The following is an 18323-nucleotide window of genomic DNA, read 5'->3' as shown; positions in this document are numbered from 1 at the left end:
ATAAATAAGTAAATTCGCTGCAAAATTACAAGCACAACATGGAGTATGTTAACGCCAAAAGAAGTTTTAATGCCGCCAAAAGAAGTTTGATTCTTGATACGCTCAATCAACATCAGGATTATTGCGGTCATTATCCGATTATTCAACAGCATTCGGGAGATGTGCAGGAATATTATCTGGAGATTAAAGGTGGGTCATTAGCTATTTGCAAGGAAATTGTACTTCCCGGCTTCTGGATGCAGATTTCGAACTTGTGTTTACCATATCAACTATGCCTACACACTAGAAAGCAAGAAGATGCCTTTCAGATGCACTTTAGCTTATCGGCGGAACTGTCTGGCTATAGCCAGGAGTCTCAGTTGGATATTAGAAACGGAACAGGTAATTTCTTATTCTTACCCAAGCATCTATCTGATTATAAAAAAAATGGAGATTTATCTAATTGCATCAATTTTGAAGTAAATTTTTCACCAGAATATTTCTATCGCCAATTCGCAAGTTTTTCTGATTACTATCCTGAATTTTTTGCAAGAGTAAATAGAGGTGAAGTTGCACTTCTCAATAGTATAGGCATGATGATGTTGCCCAGAATGAAACAGATTGTAGTTGATATTATTCAATGTCGACTGAGAGGACCCTTTAATAAAATTTATATAGAAGCTAAAGTCCATGAATTATTGGTATTGCAAATGGATCAATTCAGTCAGCAGATTCAGGAGAATCACCAATTGAATCAGGTAGATAAAGCAAAATTTGCTTTGGTGAAAGATCTATTATTAAGCAGACGAAAAACCCCAAGTTTGCATGAATTATCCCTCGAATCAGGCTTGAATTTAGATAAACTGAAAAAGGGATTTAAAGCAATCTATGGTGCTACTATATTTGGATACCTCAACGATATAAAAATGGAAGAAGCCCGCCAGCAACTACTCTCAATGGATGCAACAGTTTCAGAAATAGCCGAAAAAGCAGGCTATAAAAACCCACAACATTTCACGGCAGCCTTTAAGCGAAAATATGGAGTATTGCCAAGAGATATGAGACATTAAGCATTAAGAGATTTAGTGCGATTTGTTCAGAAATATTTTAATTAACTCAAGTTGCTACTTATAAAAATAGTGTTATCCCTAGCAAGGATGTATTTTTGAAATCACGACAAATCAAAATTACTATGCTAAAAGATAACACCATTGCAATATATATTATTATTGATGATATTTTACAAAAAGCAGCTTATAAAGAAGATAGTCAGCGTCGAGTAAATGATGCGATGCTACTGACGACAGTTTTGGTAAGTGGTTGGTATTTTGGAGGGAACTGGGATGTTGCCAGAGGTTATATGCTTCAGCATCATTGCGATTATATGTTGGATAAATCTCGATTTTGTCGCCGTATCCATAGTTGTCGAGAATTAGCTAAATGGCTTTTCAATATTCTTGGGTGGATAGCTAAAACGTTGAATCATCGTCAGCGCTACATACTTGACACTTTTCCTGTAGCGGTTTGTCATAACATACGCATTAAGAACTGTCGTTTACTAAATGATGAAGATTTTAGAGGTAAAAGCGTATCAAAAAGAGGATATTTCTACGGATTTAAAGTGGCTCTACTGATAGATGAACATGGCAATCCAATAGAATTAGCTATGTATGCAGGAGGGTATAGCGAGAAATCTGCCTTAAACCGACTGGCTTTTGATCTGCCATCAGGTAGTATTGTTTGGTTAGATAGCGGATTTACAGATTATGAATGGGAGGATTTTTACGGAGAATATGAAGGAATTGAATTTGCTACTCAACGAAAGAAAAACTCTCACAGAGGAGATAGTTTTATTGATGAAATAGCAAAAAAATACAATAGAAAAATTGTAGAAACGGCATACAGCATTATTACATCAAGGTTTCCCAAAAGAATCCACGCTGTTAGTATAGAAGGATTTCAGTTGAAAGTCTTTTTTGTCATCCTTGCTTATGCCATTATCAAATATCTATAACATAAAATAAGTAGCAACTTGAGTTAATTAGTAGATTTTTCTTAATTTAAGCTGGTTTTAACTCTCAATTATAATATGCGACTATTTGACTATCTTTTGCTATTGACTATTTTTACTTCTTGTAATACTTCTCAAACCTCAGAGAAATCCTTTAATCCTAAAATTATAAATGCCAAATTTCCTTTAAAATTAACAGAAATTGATTGGGGAAATCCGAACAATATATTTCGGGAAAATGACGAGAAAGAGGCAAAAATTGAGGAGACTATTAAAGAATATTATAGGGAGGATAATTTACCTGATAAACTTCTAGAAAATTACCATATATCAACCATTCGTTTAAAAGCTGAATTTCAAACTATTTATCTAATACTATTAAGGCATTATCCTACTGGATACACCAATGGTAAAGTTTTATTCTACGAGAATGAAACGAGAGAGTTTATTCCTGCAGTATTTAACTTCAACCTTTTTGCCCTCTACAATAATTTAGATGGTAAATTGAAAGCTTCAAATTTAAAAGAACAATTTAAAGTTGAAACGCCTGAAATACAATTAGTCGATGTGAATGGTGATAATATTAAAGATTTTCAATTCACCAGATTGGCGCATAATGGAACATATAATGCTATTCAGACTACAGTTGTCAGTGTAAAAAATATGAAAATAGACACTCTTATTGCTACTGAAAACCCAATTGGATTCGAACCTTGATAAATTAAGCTTGCCACGCAAGATATTTATTCCCCCAACCAACTCTTTAATATCTTGCTTTGAAGAGGAGTCGGATTTTCAACAGGCGTAATAGCATAAGAACTTTCTTTCTTGATAGCAAAAATCAATTCCTCCTCCTTAATGCCATTCGCTGTCTCAAATCTGATCTTTATTTTATCACCTGCTTGCGCTTTGCTGACAATTTCGTTCAGTGTCTTAGCATTTATCTTTTGACCATCTACCTCTAAAATAGTATTTCTTCTTCGTAAACCACTATTCCAGGCAGGTGATAGCCAGTCCACATTATTTACTATCAAGCTATCATTTCTGTCTCTTACACTCAAACCTGCCCAAGCTGTTGGAAGTGCATGAGCAACCGTGTCAATCTTCAATCCTGCATAGTTCAGATAAGTCGGGTAATCGACAGTCTTCAAGGTATAGATATAATCGAAGAAATCCTGTAAGGAGGTTTTCGCTAATTTCTCAGCCTCAGTTCTGAACTCGTCTTCAGTAAAACCTCTGTTTTTCTGTTTGTAATATTTGTTGTAAAGCAAACGCATTAAATCATCCAGAGACTTCTCATTTTTAGTCGATTGTCTGATTTTGAAATCGAGCAACATACCCAGTAAAGCGCCTTTATCATAGGGTGAAATCGTTTTGTTCACTTCATCGCTTGTTCGTCCGAAAGGCCCTTCATCCCAGGTTTTCCAGCTTGCATCTGCAGGCGTCTGAAACTGACGGCCTGGTTTGCTTTCGTAAGCTTTAATGCTTTCCTGAAAAGTTTTCAATATTTCGTCAGTAGTCGTTAATCCTGCTCTCTTCAGAATCAGATATTCATAATAAACTGTTAAGCCTTCCGATAACCAAAGCATTTTTGTTCGGCTACCTTTTTCATAATCAAAAGGTCCTAATTCAATGGGTCTGATGCGCTTCACATTGTAATGATGAAAGTACTCATGCGCCAGAAAATTATAGGTTCTTATTCTCGACTCACGATTATTCAGTTCATCTCCACTAAAAGCAATAGAAGTAGAATTCAGGTGCTCGATGCCTCCACCACCTGGCCCGATTGCTATAAAAGTATAATCAGTATAAGGTATATCTCCGATAATGCCCGAAGCCGTACTGACAATCTTCTGCAAATCGTTCATGAATTGCTGCCGATCGAATTTACCTGCTTTGTATGCCTCAAAATAATGCGGAATACCTTTTACTGTAAATGACGGGAAAGATTCTAAATTCCCTATCAGAATCGGACTATCATAAAGCACATCATAGTCTTTAGCATAATAAGTATTTTCTGTTCCTTTAACTTTGGGTAATCCGGTAGCAATTTTCGACCAGTTTTTATATTTCTCAATGCTTACGGTCACTTCATTTTTTATCAGTCCTTTCGGGTACATAAATATACCTGCTGGCGAAATATATCCTCTTTCTTCATCCAGATAATTACCTGCGACAAAATTCCTTGTAGCTTTTACATCATAGGTCACTTTAATATCAATGTATTTCAATGAATGAATTCTCCAGGTATTGTCTCCAGTTTTTTTCCATCTCAATTCTCTTCCGTCACCACTAAAAGCCTGAAAATTTTCAACATTGTTGGCAAAATTCATTAACTGGTAATATCCGGTTGTCCAGGCAGGCATACCCAATTCAAGAAACCCTTCCTTAAATCCTTTGCCATTAAAAACTACATGGTATTGATGAGTAGAAGGGGCGTTCATCGAAACCTCAAATGCCAGTGAAACCTTATTTTTTTGCGAATAGATACTTAAACTTGCGAAGCAAAAGCAAATCAGCATAACCAGTCGTGAAGAGACCTTTGATGACAAAAACGGGAACAGAATATATTTCATAAATGCCGGAGAAGTTTGCGATGATTCTAAACAACGGCAATATAGAGTTTGAAAAGTAGAAAAGCAAAAGGGCAGGAGAGGAAAAGGTATTAATGAAAAGTCATCCAAACGTAATCGTTTGTAATTCAAGAAATGCCATTCAGGAGAATTTTATTACAATAAGAATGCCCATAAGTAGGCTGCTAATTGAGGCAAAAAGTATAGTGCGGGTAGAAAGTGTATTAGTTTTCATGAATTAGATATTTGTTTTTCGGTTGATGAAACAAAAATAGATATAACCGCTGCGTGATTCAAAAATATCCTAATGACAAGTGGAATAATTGAACTGAGTGGAGGAATAAAAGAAATGAAGCGTTAATGATGAAAAATGGAAAAGGAGAATAAACATAGAGGTGAATATAAAATAATAAGGCACGCCCATGCTCATCTGAGTTTAGGCGTGCCTTATATAAATCACTAAACACCGGGCCGCGTAGGTTAATTCTCTCAATCACCGCAGCGACGGCCGCTAAATTTTTAATTGAACGTATATCTCAACGTTACACCTTGCGTACGAGGGTCACCTATGATACCTGCATAGTTACCTGCGCTACCCGGAGCAGCCAATAATTGCTCGTAATATTCAGTATTAAACAGGTTTCTGCTCCATACATAGAAAGTAACACCATTAGATGCTCTGAAGCCTAAACGGGCATTAGTCAGGTTATAACCATCAATGTTCAGGTATTTAGACGGTGATGGACTTGATGAAAATTGTGTACGGAAATAGGTATCAACACCTAAGAAGTAATTACCTTTAAAGCCTAGTAAATTGCCTTTTACGGTTCCTTCAGCTCCTAATGAACCTGCCCATTTAGAGATACCCGGCAATTGACCGCCAGAAACATCTTTAAACGCTTGCTCTCCACCTACTTCTTCTAAAGGCACAGGCGCATTTTTGAAAGAAACATATTTACCATTGGTATAAGCAACAGCACCATTGAACGATAAATTGTTATTTACACGTAGACTTGCATCTAATTCAGCACCAAATACTCTTACTTTCTCGGCATTCGCCAGATAACCTCTGTTTACACCAGGTTCAGGTGTTTGTACTTGTGTCTGATAATCCTTGATGTCGGTATCGTAGATAGTAAAGTTGACAATCGAGTTGGGCGTTGGCTTGGTTTTGATACCAATTTCTTTGTGCGTTACAAATTCCGGTTTTACAGTAGCCAATTCGATAAGTACTTTGCCGCTGGCTGTTGGTAATCCACCGATATTAATTCCAACTGGTTTGTAACTTACTGAATAAGTTGCAAAAGCATTGAATCTATCGCTTGATTTGTATTGTGCTGTCAATCCACCTGAGAAATTACCTGCCTCTGCGGTAGTATTAAATGCCTGGTTGGTATAGACACCATTTTTAAGGGCAATCAAAGCAGGATCTGTTGTTTGTAAGCCACCGTAAGTTTCACGTTTATAATCAGCTACTTTCTTATCATAGTTATATCTGATACCCGGTAAGATATGGAATTTTTCTGTAACAGCCCAGTCTACCTGAGTAAATACTGCTAAACTTGTGCTCTGGATACGGTTAGTGGTACGGATACCGAAATTATCAAACAAACCCGGTGTTTTCCAAAGCGCACTGGTTGAGCTTTGCGCAAAACGCCATTGTGCCGAACCTGCTTCTTCTGTTTGTACAGGGTCTGAGTTCAAATCCTGCCAAAGACCGAAAACACCAATTACGCCACTCACTTTTGATGAAACTTTACCGGCATATCTGATTTCCTGCGACCATTGGTCATGGAATGAGTTTCCTGATGAAATCGTGAAAATCGGTAAACCAGTGTAATCACGGTCATTTAATGGAGTCCAATGCCAGTAACGATAAGCCGTAGTTGAAGTCAAGGTACCATTACCGATTTTGATATCTGCATTTGCCGAAACACCACCCAGTTGATTGTCTGCTTTTGATTGCGTATCTAAGTCAACTTTTCTTTCAAATGCGCTCGAATAAGGCAACTGATAGTTCAGATCAGCCAGAATAGCATTGAACTGACGATAAGCAGCACGTTTGGTTGTTACCACGCCAGCCACAGCCCAGCCATAGCCATTTGGTTTCTGGTCTGTTATATCACCAATCAATGTGATTTTTACTTTATCGCTTGGTGTATATAGAATTTGACCTCTTACACCAATATTATTAATGTCGTTGATATATTGGTTGTTGCGCACATTCAATATGGTACCATTGCGTTGTGTACCTGTGAACGAGATTCTTGCAGCTAGTTTTTTGCCCAAAGGTCCTGTTAATGACCCTTTAGCCTGAATATAGCCATAATTACCATAGCTTAGCTCAAAACTTGCACCAGGGTCGAAACTTGCCGGACGAGAGCTGATATTAAATGCACCCGAAGTAGTGTTTTTACCAAAAAGCGTTCCTTGTGGTCCACGTAAAACCTCCACTTGATCAATATCAATAAAATCAAGCGCTGTAGCTGCCGGACGAGCATAGTACACACCATCAACATAGTAGCCTACACCCGGGTCAATTCCATCGTTGGTTAATCCATAGGTAGAACCTAAACCACGGATATTCAAGGTAGTATTACGGGCATTTGAGGCATATAACTGCACACTTGGTACTAATTCTTTCAAACGGTTCACATTGAATGCGCCAGCATCTTCTACACTTACACCTCTGATAATAGAGATTGGAAGAGGTACGTTCTGCGCCGATTCAGAGCGACGACGAGAAGTAATCACAACATCATTCAGTTGATTAGGCGTAGCATCCAATCTGATTTCCACTTTATCTCCTTCAATTACTAATTCTTTCTTAATGTAGCCGATATAAGACACAATTAAAGTAAAAGGGAGTTTCTGGCCTGTAATCAAGGCAAACTCTCCGTTGGCATCGGTAGCAGCGCCGTTGGTTGTACCTTTGATAGTTACGGTAGCGCCAATAAGTGGCTCGTTGGTACTTCCATCAATTACCTTACCGGTAATGGTGGCATTAACAATTGGTTGATTTTGTGCTGATAAAAGGAATGGTAACAGCAGCAGACCTATCAGAAAAGAGGATTTCATAAGTTTCATTAGTATAATAAAATTTTTTCGCATGGTTGATGATTTATTTTTGTTAGCCCGTATTAGGTTTTTTCTATTGGTTTTTATTAGTAAAAAATTCAGTAATCAGACAACAGAAATTATTAAAATCAGATGTGATTAGCTGTTTGATGATGCAAAAATATAAAACCCATATAGTATACCAAATTAGTAGAGTAGTAATTTTTAATTTTCTTTGATAAATTATATAGGTTCTTTAAAAAAGGAAGTTTTTAGGCCTGAGAATGTAAAATGGAAAACCGAAAAAGGGATTATTGAAAATAATAGACTAATGCGTTATGCTTAACACAAATAATACTTCACTATTTATAATCTTCACTTTCACATTTTTCGGTTTTACATTTTACATTTTTCGGTTTCTACAATCCTTCAAGCACATCCCGATACCCACGCCCAATTGGGATAGAGAAACCACTAAGCTCAACCATCTCGGCCGTATAAGAATCTATTTTATTGATGGAGACAATAAATGAACGATGTATACGCTTGAAAAGAGCAGGAGGGAGCAAGGCTTCAATTTCATGCGTACTCATTTTAGATAAGAAAGTATTTTTGGTGGTAACAATCCTGATATATTCGCGTTGACTTTCGATATAGAGAATATCAGCAAACAGGATTTTTACTTTTTTCTTCTGCACATGCAGAAAAATAAAATCTTTGGACTCCAGCGTTTCAATTGCTTTCTCTCTTTGCGCTGCTTTTACTTTATTGACTGCGACGAGAAAGCGCTCAAATTCAAAGGGTTTTAACAGGTAATCAGTTACATTCAGATTGAATCCTTCCACTGCATATTGGTGATAGGCAGTGGTAATAATTACAGCAGGAGGATCGGTAAGGGTTTTTAAAAATGCCATACCTTTGAGCTTAGGCAGATGAATATCTAAGAAAATAAGGTCGGGGGTATGTTCGTGTAAATATTCTGTAGCAAGGATTGCATCTTTGAAAGTGGCCTGTAAGGACAAGGAAGGTATTTCGGCGATATAATCAGTCAGGATTTTTACAGCCAATGGCTCATCTTCTATAATAATGCAATTGAGTCTAGACATGGCTTGCTAAGTTGATTTTTAAAATAGAAGTAAATACAGAGTCACCTTGTTGAACAGACAGTTTGTAATCAGTATACAATAACTCCAGTTGCCGACGCAGATTTGATAGCCCAATGTTTTCTTTCACCTTTCCTTCATCAGAGATTTCAGAAGAGTTTTTGACATGAAAAACCAATTCCCTATTTCTGACTGATAAATGAATATCTACAAAAGGTTGACTGCGGGTCTCTGAAACACCGTGCTTGAAAGCATTTTCTACAAGTGGCATCAGCAGGAGTGGAGGCACAGCCTGTTTCATGTCCTCAATATCATAATTAAAACTCACATTCAGGGTTTCATCATAGCGTAATTGTTCAAGCGCTATATAATCGTTGATGATTTTGAGCTCCTGCTCAATGGCTATGTAGGCCCCTGAGGTCTCATATAGCATAAAGCGTAATATCTTTGATAGCCGCAAAATTGATTCAGGTGCAAGGTCAGATTTGTCTCTTGCCAGAGAGTAAATATTATTGAGTGTATTAAATAAAAAATGCGGATTAGTCTGTGATTTCAGATAGTTTAGTTCTGCTTCTTGCTTTTCAATTCTTAACTGTTGGGCTATCCGCCGAAGTTGAAAATGATTATAGGTATGACTGATGATACCAAAGAAAATGACAGAAAATAAACTAAGACCAAACAATTCAGAAGTTCCTTCGGATAATGAATTAAATTCTTCAAGTGGAGTAAATATATGCAATACAATTCCAATACCACGCCAGGCATAGATACCAACTGTAAAGAAGAAAATATACAGAAATATGGTGAAAAAAGATAATATAGTTTTTCTGAAGAAACCTTTTCTCTTTCTTATATAAGGAATGATATATTCATAAAGCAGATTGCAAATAGCAACTATATACATGGTACGCCATAAGTCATTCCTGAATGCTATGCCAATGGTCTTATGATCACGTACTAGATCTGATAGTGTCGCCATTCCCAGATAAACTGCTCCAATCCACAGATATAGCCGGAGGTTTTTTATGTTGATTTTATTTTGCATTCTAAATCTTAGAGACGTAACGGTTCGCCGTTGCGATGCATTACGTCTTTATTGGTTTGTCCATATCAAGAACATTCTGTTGTGGTTTTATAATCATCCATCTAAATACATTAAAAAGCACGCTTAAATCAACGAAGACGCAATGCGTTGCGTCTATACTATAACCTCATGCTTCTTCCACAAATAACAGAAAAAAACTCCATCGAAAAAACAGAAAGAATACATAACCATGTGTAAATCAGTGATTTTCGTTTACTGAATTCCTGCTCTCATTGACCTAATTCCACCGTTTGTTTACGCTAATCCGTAGTGTATTGACATCCCCATTATGGCTTCATTTTATTGATTTATTATTGCATCAGCATAGCTAACAAACCTATTTAAAACAATTTAAAAGCTTTACTTATGAAACATTTGACTTTCACTATTGTATTGAGTTTATTTCACATTTGCACAATGGGGCAGAAGCCCGTCTCTTATGAAGCCGCTAACTGGAAACTCTGGCAATTAGATAACCCACAGAAGATAAGCATAAGCTCACCAGTTTTGCAATCTAAAGCTGAAATACAAGCTGTTAAACAGGCAATGAACACACTGAATAACAAAAAGCGAGAAGCAATCCGATATTGGAATGCCGGAGCACCAGCTTACAGATGGAATCAGATAATTATTGAGGTGGTAGACAAAAATCCAGAATCAATGCTCAGAATTCCGGGATCATGGGTGAATCTGGCTATCTATGATGCTACAGTTCTTGCCTGGAAAGAAAAACTGAAATATAGACGTAAACGTCCATCAGAAACTGATACTTCTATTAAAACCATTATAGATGCTCCTAAAACTTTTAGTTACCCTTGCGAGCATTCTGTAACTGCCTCGGCCGCAGCGCATGTATTGGCTTATTTCTTTCCTAAGCAAGCTGATTCTGTGATAAAATTGGCAAAATCTGCCATGCAATCTCGTATTGATGCAGGTGTTCAATTCCCAAGTGATACAGAAGCAGGTTGGAAATTAGGTGAACAAGTAGCTTTGCAAATCATAGAAAAAGCCAAATACGATGGCTCGGATAAGCCATGGGATGGGCAAATGAACAAAGACCCTAAAAAATGGACAGGGAAATATCCGGTGGGTATTACACTGGCTTCATTTACGCCTATGTTTTTGCAGACTAATAATCAATTCAGACCATTGCCACCACCTGATTTTGAGAAAGAAATGCAGGAGATGAAAAATTTTAAACAAACCTTCAGAAGTGCGTCTATTGCCTACTATTGGGCGAATACCTCCACTAACTGGGTTGAGCTTGCCGGTCAGAAAATGTTTGAATATGGTATAGATGAAGATGCTCCTTTGGCGGCTCGTATTTATGCCGTTTTAGCTACCGCCTCTCACGAATCTGCCATTGCTATTATGGATGCCAAGTACGCCTACTGGGGTATCAGACCTAATCAATATGATACCAGTTATAAACCCTTAATTTCCACCCCTCCGTTTCCGGGTTATCCCTCAGGACATGCGGCAGGTGGGGCAACAGCCAGCGTAATTATGACATATTTCTTTCCTGCTGATGCAAAATTATTCCAGCAAATGGCTGAAGAATGTGCCGAGTCTCGTTTCTACGCAGGCATCCACTTCCGAACCGACAATGAAGTGGGTCTGGAATTAGGAAGAAATGTAGGAAAGTATGTGGTTGAAAAATGGATGGAAAAATAAGGAAAATGTCGATTTTCGAACGGTACACCGTCGCGGTGCAGATTGTCGAATGAAGTTATTTTATAAATTCGACAATCCGAAATCGAAAATCGACAATTTAATAAAATGCATTTTTATTAACTGCCACAATCTCATTTTGCTGCAAGGCCAGATACAAATCAGATATTGTAAATTTCGTTTTAGGAGAAGTTTTAAGGCTAATGGAATACTTTACACTATCATTGCCGGGGGCCTTAAAAACGTCTTCAACGATTAATCTTTTATTGGTCCACATAGCAGGAATACCTTTGGTATCTTCAGTTATGATATAAGTGAAAGTTCCTTTATTCCCCGAACCCTTGCCTAGTTTTATACTATCACCTTTTTTTATAGTAATACCCTCTATCCACACCGAAGGGATTTTTGTTTTGGAGTCTTGAAAGAATCCGCTTAGAGAACAGGAAATCAGTATTAAACAAAATAAGTATTTCATGGCATCAAAGTTTAAAATTAAAAACAATGTACCAAGATATACTTATCAGGAGCGTCCCAAATTGAAATGTTAGAAAAAGCGGCAAAATTTTTATTAAAAGAAAGAGAACGGATTGTCGATTTTCAATTGCAGATTGTCGAATTGGTACAAAATTCGACATTCTGTACCATGCGACGGACCGTTCAACAATTGACAGTTTTTTCACATTCTCTTCTCAAACTTAATATTCTGTATCCGTCCTCCGGATAATTTAAAACCTGCTATTTTGTTCTGATTATCCTTGTAAAATTTAATGGCACCGATGCTTGCTGAAAATTGATTCTCGGTAGTGGGATCGATGCCTAAATTAGACTCTCCTAATCGGAAACTGCTTATCAACAATTGCCCTTTACTATTGCTGATTATATATTCAGTCTTTAATTCAGGGCTATAATAAGTACCGACATATTGTTCCAACAATTTAAAATCAGGTTGCCAGGGAGTAATTCTCGGAGCTAATTGTATATGTTTGTACCTCAATGAATTAATCTCACCTTTGCTATCTTTCTGGAATGTCATAGAGGCACCATAAGCATTTATCCAGAAAGTAGAATCAGATTTACTATCCATCGGGAATTTACTTTCTCCATTGGCCTGGGTTTGAAGCTGTCCATTTTCGAGCGTAATAGTGACCGCCCAACCTGGCCCAAGTTGGTAAGAACCTGTATATTTTTTCAGCATATCTTCACTTACTTTTACATTCGGAGTGTCTTTATTCACAAGAGCCGTTGATGTTGTATTATTTGCAGGCTTTGTACGATAGGTCAGCAAAGCCCGGGCTACTTCTCTGGTAGCACCACCCAAATCAAAATCACCAGAATTGCCAAGAATAATAAAAGATAATTGCTGGTCTGGATAGTGCATTAAAACAGTTTGATAACTTGCCCAACCTCCATTATGCGAAATAGTTCTGAAACCCTCATCGAATCCATAAGCGAGGCCATAGCCATATTTTACTTTGGAGCTATTATTAAGCGTTCCCTCTTCGAGCATTTGCATAAATACGGGATTCTTTTCTGTAATAGATTGAGTGAAATGAATCGCCCATTTACTCAGATCCTCAACTGTTGTAAACAAAGAACTTGAACCATAGGCAGTTAGTGAATTCAGGCTTTTCTTAAAACCTTTGTCGCTCGAATAATAAGAATAAGCCATATTCTTTATCACCTCTGTATGATCATCTGAAAAATGAGACGAACTCATGGCTAAGGGTTTAAAAATATTCATCTCTGTCCATTCTCTGAACGATTGTCCGCTTACTTTCGCAACAATGGCGGCTAAAAGATTGTAGCCTGTATTAGAATAAGAATACTTGAAGCCCGGCTCAAAATCAAGGTCCTGCTGGTTTTTAACCATGCGCATAATATCTTCAAAAGAGAATGCCTCATCCCAACGCCAACCTGCGGCATGCAAAGTTTGTGGCCAGTCTCTTAGTCCACTGGTATGATGCACTAAATGGCGGATAGTGATTTTCTTGCCAAAATTTGGTACCTCAGGCAGGTATTGACGAACATCATCGTCTAAGGCAATCTTTTTTTCAGTTAGAAGCTTAGCAATAGCATATCCGGCAAATTGTTTGGATACAGACGCAATGTCAAATACGCTGGTAGAAGTATTCGGAATATCATATTCGAGATTAGCCATACCATAACCTTTCTTGAAAACCAACTGATTGTTTTTGATGATTCCTACCGCACAACCGGGCCTATCTTTGGCATCATATTTTTTGAAAATAGCGTCTATTTTGATTGCGATAGAATCAGCATTCTTTTGCTGCCCTAATAAAGTTGTAAGCGTGAGTATTGTTAGTAGGCTACTAAGTAATAGTTTTTTCATAGAATAAGATTGAGAGTAGTAAATATAGTGCGTTAATTAAGAGACAATATACGCAATATTTTGTTGCATTTCCTGATTAGGAAATTTAGGAGACAATTGATGCATTTGAAGCTTAGGGCAAGACTCATTTATTGACATAAGGTTAGAAATAAAGAAAATCAGTAAACTACTTAATCGCATTAAAAGGGTAGCCTGGTAAACCAAAAATAAAAAAAGTAAACATATACCGGTATTCGTTTGTTTAAGAGTTATCAGTACAAAAAGCGGTCTCCTTAAACAAATGCTATGCAAAAGAACATACTCTGGAAAGGGATAGAATATGAGTCTTTAGAGAATTGTCTGATAACCTCATCAGAAGAGGGAACAGAGATAAGCTCGACTATAGTAGGGCAATATGAAGGCAAAGTCTATCTGATAGATTATCAGATAAAAACCAATCCGGCTTGGGAAACCATATTTGTATCTATTGAAAGTCGTATAAACTTTCGAACACAGCATTGGCAGTTTGAAGGAGATTGTCAGGGTAACTGGCGAAAGAATGGTAAGGTAGTGGCACAATATGGAGAGTGCATAGATGTCGATATTCCCTTGACGCCCTTTACTAATACCTTGCCTATCAATAGATTAAAATTAGCTATTGGTGAAACGCAGTTCATCAAAGTAATTTATCTTGATTTATTGGCGGATGAATTTAAGCCGGTTCAGCAGAAGTACACCCGCCTGCAAGAAGATATTTATCATTACGAAAATGTGCCCAATGATTTCGAAGCAGATATTATAGTAGATAAACAAGGCCTGGTTGTTGATTATCCCCAACTATTTACACGTCGTTAAGATACTTGGAAAAAGGAAATAAATTATATACATCCATTTTCCTTTCTCTGTTTTCCCTGTTCCAGCTTATTCTGTCTTCAGATTCTTCACCGGATTACTCCTTGCCGCTTTCAGCGTTTGAGAGCCTATTAATATAGACGCTAAAACCATTAGAACTAACAGTGGCAAAAGAAATTCATAGACCTGCATGGGCAGATGATAGGCAAACTTGGTCAGTATTACTTTATCGAAGAAAAGATAAGTGGCAGGCAATGCAATTAAAGCAGCAATCCCTAATAGTATCGCAAAGCCTTTGCTCAATAAATAGATAAGCCCTCCCTCTGTTGCCCCTAAAACCTTACGGATACTGATTTCTTTCAGACGGGTTTCTGTAGTAAATACTACCATACCAAACAGCCCTAAAGAAGCAATACAAATAGCTAAGAAACTGATGAAGCCGATTACTTTTACCATCACCGAAAACTGAGCATAGGCCTTCTCAATCTGGTCGTTATAAAAATGAGCTTCTATTGGATGAACCTTATCAATTTTCCGCCAGGCATCTTCAATACTTGCCATAGTGGCAGGTAAATCATTTGATACAATCTTTGCATTTATCCATCCTCCCTGAGGTTCGGCTGAATAACGTAGAATCACTGGTTCAATCTTGTTTTCTACAGTTCCATAATGGAAATCTTTAAGTATACCTATAATTGTAAGTGTTTTGCCGTCTACCACTACTTGCTCGCCCAAAGCTTTTTGTGGATTTTGTCTGGCAATATTAAATCGTTTTAATATCTGCTCGTTTACAATTACCTCACTTTCTTCTCCGGTCTTAGGGCGTAACTTAAAATTTGTTCCGGCTAAAAGCTTGTGCTGATGGATGGGCAAATAGTTTTCATCTACCAGATTTAACCACACCATAGCCGAATCTTTTGTATTGTCTTTGGCATTGATGTATTTCAATTGAGTACCATGCATACTGCCGAGACTTGTGAGCATCAACGATTTAGAAACTTTTTGAACGGCCGGAACTTCAGCTAATTCTTTAATAAGCAAATCAGGTTTATTACCCTGCAAACGAATGTTAAGAATGTTTTCGGTCTGAAAACCTAAATCGAAATTCAGAAAGCCTTTATACTGGCGATAGCCTATGATGGTTGTGGCGATAAAAACCAACGAGAGTGTGTATTGAACTACAATTAATGCTTTGCGGATATTAATATGACGGAATACCTTGAATTTGGAGTTGTCTTTAACAACCTGCAAGGCATTAATGCGGGAGAAAAATATAGCAGGAAAGAAACCAGCTACTATCCCAACAGAGACCGCCAGTAACAGAAAATAACCAATTAGTTTGAAAGAAAGTTCTAATGAAACCAAATCACTTAGATGTGGGTCAAGCCCTAAGAATTGTCTTCGAAGAAAAAGAAAGAACAAAAAGGCAAAAATCAGAGATAATAAGGCCGTAAATATAGATTCACTTATAAACTGACCGAATATATGGCTCACAGGCGCGCCAATAATTTTACGGATACCGACCTCACGTGCCCGGCGTAACGAACGGGCAATTGATAAATTCATGTAATTGAAACACGCCGATAAGATAATAACCAGCGCGAGTCCACCTAATACCCACAGCACAACAGGGGACATGGTAGGCCCTATGGAGTTAGAAAGGTCTTTGCCCAAAGCAATATCTTTAAGAGGTTGTAAACTTACATGAACTGTTTTATCATCATAAGCTTTGCTCTCCTGGGCAGATAATCGGTCGAGGTTGGTTTGTACGGCTTTGGTATTACCATTTTCGGGGAGAGTAAGATATACATAATTTTGCCAGATATTATCCCAGCTATAAAAATAAGGGTCTCCCTTGCCAAAGGTAGCATCGGCTGTAGAAAAAGACACAAGGGCATCGAAACGAATGTGAGAAAATTTGGTTATATCTTCTGCCACACCTGTTACTACATAATTTACAGTATCAAATTTTACAACTTTACCTAGTGCCTCGGCCTTGCCAAATAACTTTTCAGCAGTTTTTTCGGTCAGTACCAAAGAATAGGGTTCTTTCAGGGCAGTAGCAGGCTCGCCTTTGAGTAATGGAAATGAAAACACCTTAAAAAAAGACGCATCAGCGTAAGTTCCGTTTAAGGGTAAATAATTGTCGCCTACCTGCGCATCACCATAAAAACCATTCCTCAGAATAGTTACGTCTTCTACACCAGTAATAGACTCACGGATTTTTCTGCCAACTTTTACGGAAGTAGAGGCCAGGTCCATAGGTGATTGGCCTTTGGGCTGATTGGTAGTCATTATCCGGTAGAGGCGGTCTTTTTTTACCTGAGCATCATCGTATGAACGTAAATCAATCAATAATGCCACTACAAGCAAGCCCACCGAAATGCTGACGGCAAGCCCGAAAATGTTGATAAACGAGAATAGTTTGTTCCTTACTAAACTACGTTTGAATGTTTTAAAATAGCTGCTAATCATAATTAAGTATATATATAAATTGGTAAAACTCGGTTCACGAACAGTATATAGTCGGAAGAATTTCAGCACATCAATCCAATAGATAAGTTTAGCTCGCGTAACACCTTTGGTTTTCAGATTCCGATCAAAATATTCATTTAAATCCCCCTGTAAATCTTCAACTATATCACCTCTGCAATACCAGTTCAGTAGCCTTTGGGCTAATTTGGGCGGGTCTATTTGCTCAAAGGGTCTTTCTTTTTTTGGAGTGGGACTAGTGTTGAACTGTTTCATATCGAGCCCTCCAGATTAAAGCCGGGTATAATACGCCAGAGTGCTTCACGGGCATCTTTAGCTTTAAGCAATGACGCCTTTCCGGCATGGGTCACTTCATAAAAGCGTTTACGTTTGCCGCCACGGGTATTGGTAGCTTCACCTAGGCGACTGTTTACCAGCCCTTTTTCTTCCAGACGATTGAGCACGGCATGCACAATGCCTAATCGGACCGTGCGCCCTGTATGTTTGCTCAACTCATCACAGATAGCTACGCTGTAGGCATCGCTCACTAACGCAGCAATACATAGAAGTACCAATTCTTCAAACTCACCCAGGTTTGTTCCTTTCATAGAATCAATTAAAATGATTTATTCTGTAAATGTATGTAAAATAAAGTGATTAATTCTGCCTTTGTATGTAAAATAGTTTGGCAAAGGGAAAGTGCATTGGACATAGTTAACTAAAAATAAGATTTTATACCCCTTTGCAGTAAAATCTTATATAATTTCCTGTCCAAAATTATCTTCAAAATAAATCTTTAATTCTCTAAAACATCTTATCAGATTTTTTAGTTAATATTACGAAACTGTTAAATAATCCATCATAACAATGACAACTGTTGATACTATACTTTCCATTGCTGTTTTCTGCTTTATTATTGGTGCCGTCCGTTACATTTATGTGAAAAGAACTCGCAGAAGTTACTATGATAAGTTTCTTCGTCGCAGAGTTGTGAAGGAGGTTTAAAAACACCAGAACATAGCTAATCAGCACTTTAAGGTAAAAGAAGCAAAAGTAATTTTGCCCTGATAGCTTTTTCTCTGATTATTCGATAGGATTCGAATAATCCATCAATTTTTTTTCTTGCACCAAATAACTTTCTGACCTCTCGTAAACAATTGAATAGGAGTGGTTCAGGCTCTTGCTACCTTTG

Annotated in this window: 13 protein-coding genes; 5 read left to right on the top strand and 8 right to left on the bottom strand. The window is 37.5% G+C overall.

What is annotated here, in order from left to right:
- Window positions 1–38: 38 nt before the first annotated feature.
- The 3 genes from D0T08_RS00545 to D0T08_RS00535 all read left to right on the top strand — a co-directional run bounded on the left by D0T08_RS00545 (window position 39) and on the right by D0T08_RS00535 (window position 2707).
- Window positions 39–1049 (top strand): helix-turn-helix transcriptional regulator, encoded by a 1011-nt coding sequence (locus tag D0T08_RS00545; RefSeq protein ID WP_116980619.1) that lies wholly within the window; start codon window positions 39–41, stop codon window positions 1047–1049.
- Window positions 1050–1171: 122 nt separating this feature from the next.
- Complete coding sequence (locus D0T08_RS00540; protein WP_116980618.1) at window positions 1172–1993, top strand: IS982 family transposase; 822 nt, start codon at window positions 1172–1174, stop codon at window positions 1991–1993.
- 102 nt (window positions 1994–2095) lie between these two features.
- Window positions 2096–2707, top strand: coding sequence for a hypothetical protein (locus tag D0T08_RS00535; RefSeq protein WP_147322674.1), 612 nt, complete (start codon window positions 2096–2098; stop codon window positions 2705–2707).
- 26 nt (window positions 2708–2733) lie between these two features.
- Here the strand turns inward: D0T08_RS00535 and D0T08_RS00530 are convergent, their stop codons facing one another.
- The 4 genes from D0T08_RS00530 to D0T08_RS00515 all read right to left on the bottom strand — a co-directional run bounded on the left by D0T08_RS00530 (window position 2734) and on the right by D0T08_RS00515 (window position 9768).
- Complete coding sequence (locus tag D0T08_RS00530; protein ID WP_116980616.1) at window positions 2734–4566, bottom strand: M61 family metallopeptidase; 1833 nt, start codon at window positions 4564–4566, stop codon at window positions 2734–2736.
- A 516-nt stretch (window positions 4567–5082) separates the two neighbouring features.
- Window positions 5083–7641 carry a TonB-dependent receptor gene (locus D0T08_RS00525; protein ID WP_116981464.1) on the bottom strand — a complete coding sequence of 853 codons (2559 nt, stop codon included), beginning with the start codon at window positions 7639–7641 and terminating at the stop codon, window positions 5083–5085.
- 398 nt (window positions 7642–8039) lie between these two features.
- Window positions 8040–8726: a LytTR family DNA-binding domain-containing protein gene (locus D0T08_RS00520; protein WP_116980615.1), complete on the bottom strand. Its 687-nt coding sequence runs from the start codon at window positions 8724–8726 to the stop codon at window positions 8040–8042.
- The gene (locus D0T08_RS00515) at window positions 8719–9768 is read right to left on the bottom strand and encodes a sensor histidine kinase (protein ID WP_116980614.1); all 1050 of its coding nucleotides are present in this window, start codon (window positions 9766–9768) and stop codon (window positions 8719–8721) included. Before D0T08_RS00515 ends, D0T08_RS00520 begins: the two co-directional genes overlap by 8 nt.
- A 405-nt stretch (window positions 9769–10173) precedes the next feature.
- On the opposite strand from D0T08_RS00515, the gene D0T08_RS00510 reads away from it, so the two are divergent.
- Entirely contained in the window at window positions 10174–11481 is a 1308-nt protein-coding gene (locus D0T08_RS00510) for a phosphatase PAP2 family protein (protein WP_116980613.1), read from the top strand.
- A gap of 97 nt (window positions 11482–11578) precedes the next feature.
- Here the strand turns inward: D0T08_RS00510 and D0T08_RS00505 are convergent, their stop codons facing one another.
- Window positions 11579–11953 carry a hypothetical protein gene (locus tag D0T08_RS00505; RefSeq protein WP_116980612.1) on the bottom strand — a complete coding sequence of 125 codons (375 nt, stop codon included), beginning with the start codon at window positions 11951–11953 and terminating at the stop codon, window positions 11579–11581.
- 201 nt (window positions 11954–12154) lie between these two features.
- On the bottom strand, window positions 12155–13828 hold the full coding sequence (locus D0T08_RS00500; protein ID WP_116980611.1) for a serine hydrolase: 1674 nt from the start codon (window positions 13826–13828) through the stop codon (window positions 12155–12157).
- A 285-nt stretch (window positions 13829–14113) separates the two neighbouring features.
- Here D0T08_RS00500 and D0T08_RS00495 point away from each other — a divergent pair, with 285 nt between their 5' ends.
- Window positions 14114–14662 carry a putative glycolipid-binding domain-containing protein gene (locus D0T08_RS00495; RefSeq protein ID WP_116980610.1) on the top strand — a complete coding sequence of 183 codons (549 nt, stop codon included), beginning with the start codon at window positions 14114–14116 and terminating at the stop codon, window positions 14660–14662.
- Window positions 14663–14728: 66 nt separating this feature from the next.
- Here D0T08_RS00495 and D0T08_RS00490 read toward each other — a convergent pair whose 3' ends face one another.
- Window positions 14729–17407 carry an ABC transporter permease gene (locus tag D0T08_RS00490; RefSeq protein WP_229238875.1) on the bottom strand — a complete coding sequence of 893 codons (2679 nt, stop codon included), beginning with the start codon at window positions 17405–17407 and terminating at the stop codon, window positions 14729–14731.
- Entirely contained in the window at window positions 17404–17739 is a 336-nt protein-coding gene (locus tag D0T08_RS00485) for a PadR family transcriptional regulator (protein WP_116980609.1), read from the bottom strand. Before D0T08_RS00485 ends, D0T08_RS00490 begins: the two co-directional genes overlap by 4 nt.
- Window positions 17740–18323: the final 584 nt, after the last annotated feature.

The sequence above is a fragment of the Emticicia sp. C21 genome, assembly GCF_003418935.1.
In the GTDB taxonomy this organism is placed as follows: Bacteria; Bacteroidota; Bacteroidia; order Cytophagales; family Spirosomataceae; genus Emticicia.
The sequence above is the reverse complement of the archived record's forward strand: the minus strand, read 5'-3'. Positions and strand labels throughout refer to the sequence as shown.

Coding starts and splice junctions, on each gene's coding strand:
- D0T08_RS00515 (WP_116980614.1), bottom strand. CDS start 9,768: ATGCAAAATAAAATCAACATAAAAAACCTCCGGCTATATCTGTGGATT.
- D0T08_RS00520 (WP_116980615.1), bottom strand. CDS start 8,726: ATGTCTAGACTCAATTGCATTATTATAGAAGATGAGCCATTGGCTGTA.
- D0T08_RS00525 (WP_116981464.1), bottom strand. CDS start 7,641: ATGAAATCCTCTTTTCTGATAGGTCTGCTGCTGTTACCATTCCTTTTA.
- D0T08_RS00530 (WP_116980616.1), bottom strand. CDS start 4,566: ATGAAATATATTCTGTTCCCGTTTTTGTCATCAAAGGTCTCTTCACGA.
- D0T08_RS00505 (WP_116980612.1), bottom strand. CDS start 11,953: ATGAAATACTTATTTTGTTTAATACTGATTTCCTGTTCTCTAAGCGGA.
- D0T08_RS00500 (WP_116980611.1), bottom strand. CDS start 13,828: ATGAAAAAACTATTACTTAGTAGCCTACTAACAATACTCACGCTTACA.
- D0T08_RS00510 (WP_116980613.1), top strand. CDS start 10,174: ATGAAACATTTGACTTTCACTATTGTATTGAGTTTATTTCACATTTGC.
- D0T08_RS00545 (WP_116980619.1), top strand. CDS start 39: ATGGAGTATGTTAACGCCAAAAGAAGTTTTAATGCCGCCAAAAGAAGT.
- D0T08_RS00495 (WP_116980610.1), top strand. CDS start 14,114: ATGCAAAAGAACATACTCTGGAAAGGGATAGAATATGAGTCTTTAGAG.
- D0T08_RS00485 (WP_116980609.1), bottom strand. CDS start 17,739: ATGAAAGGAACAAACCTGGGTGAGTTTGAAGAATTGGTACTTCTATGT.
- D0T08_RS00540 (WP_116980618.1), top strand. CDS start 1,172: ATGCTAAAAGATAACACCATTGCAATATATATTATTATTGATGATATT.
- D0T08_RS00490 (WP_229238875.1), bottom strand. CDS start 17,407: ATGAAACAGTTCAACACTAGTCCCACTCCAAAAAAAGAAAGACCCTTT.